Annotated in this window: 2 protein-coding genes; both read left to right on the top strand. The window is 61.3% G+C overall.

Annotated features, from left to right (window positions below):
- Positions 1–102 precede the first annotated feature (102 nt).
- Positions 103–441, top strand: a complete 339-nt coding sequence (locus GY937_21005) for a GNAT family N-acetyltransferase (protein MCP5059192.1) — start codon at positions 103–105, stop codon at positions 439–441.
- Positions 442–908: 467 nt separating this feature from the next.
- On the top strand, positions 909–1,271 hold the full coding sequence (locus GY937_21010; protein MCP5059193.1) for a hypothetical protein: 363 nt from the start codon (positions 909–911) through the stop codon (positions 1,269–1,271).
- The last annotated feature ends 105 nt before the right edge of the window (positions 1,272–1,376 follow it).

The raw sequence follows: 1,376 nt of genomic DNA on the forward strand, positions 1-1,376 counted from the left end.
GACACTACCTCGCGGCTCTCGATCGCGAACTCGACACCGATCCGACCGACACCGATTCGCCGTTCTGACGAGAAACCAGCACTCGCGCGCGACCACGGCTAGATGATCAGATTTCTACGGTTTCTCGTGATCGCCAACAATTCGGGCCCTCTCAAGATGATGACGTGCCCCCCCGACACCTGGGAGGTCTTCGCCTGCAATGTGCATCCGAGCCACTGGCGCCGCGGCTTTGGCTCCGACCTCATGACCGCAATGCTGTCTCGCCTCAATCGGGAAGGTGCCAAGATGTGCACCCTGTGGGTTCTTGAAGGCAATCTGCGAGCAAGGGAGTTCTACGGCTCGCTAGGTTTCTCCGAAGACGCCAGCACGCGAATCGAGGCGGCGAACACGCGGTACCCGCTGTCTGAACTGCGATATGCCCGGGCCATACGTGCCGCCTGACCACGCGCTACGCCGGCGCGACCGCCTTCAACCCGGGACGAAGCGGACCTTCAGATTGCGACCTTCCGAGCATCGCGAAATCGGGCGCGCGTTGCAGCGTAGAGGTAGGAGCGCCGACTCTGCTCCGGGTGTTCAACCACGGGGTTCGACGTAGGGCCCGTGAGTGCTTCGGATGAGCTCGAAAATCGCCTGTAGGTCGAGTTGCGAGGCAGGGCGAATGGTGAACGAGCATTCCACTGGCTAGGAATCTAACCGGTGTGGACTTCGCGAAGCGGCGGAAGCGGTCGGGTGGGGAGAAGGCAGATAGTTGACATGATGTTGCTTCGCGGGCTTCATCCTTGAGAGGTAGGACCCTAAGTAGCTCTTTCGCAACCACTTTTTTGATAGACCAACGAGGATTGCTTCCCGGAGGTTCGAGCGAGGCTACGACCCAAAGTGTGAAGCACAGCGGAGAAGGAAGGACCATCATGCGCGAGACACTGAAGGCACCGAGCCTGAGACCTGGTGACGTTGTTGGCATCGTGAGCCCGTCGTGGGGCGGTGCGGGCGTCTTTCCGCATCGTGTGGAACGCGGCGTCGCGAAGCTCGAGTCGCTCGGCTTTCGGGTCAAGCTGGGGCGTCATGCGCTCGAACATCACGGTTTCGTGTCCGACACAGCAGAGAATCGCGTAGCGGACCTGCACGAGTTCTTCGCGGACGAGGAGGTCCGAGCGGTCATCGCCGCCATTGGCGGCGACCACGCGTGTCACCTGCTGCCGCTGCTCGACTACGGGAAGCTGCGTGCGCGGCCGACCATCCTAGTCCCTTGTCACACCAAAAGCTGGGGGTAGAGTCGTCGCAGTTTCACGCGGGCTTGTTGGGTCGTGAATTGCCAGTCGACGCCCTTCGTCGTTCGGTTGCGATCGTCTTGCCAGGCTTGGACTTGGCGCGTGAGA

The organism is bacterium (genome assembly GCA_024228115.1).
Classification (GTDB): domain Bacteria; phylum Myxococcota_A; class UBA9160; order UBA9160; family UBA6930.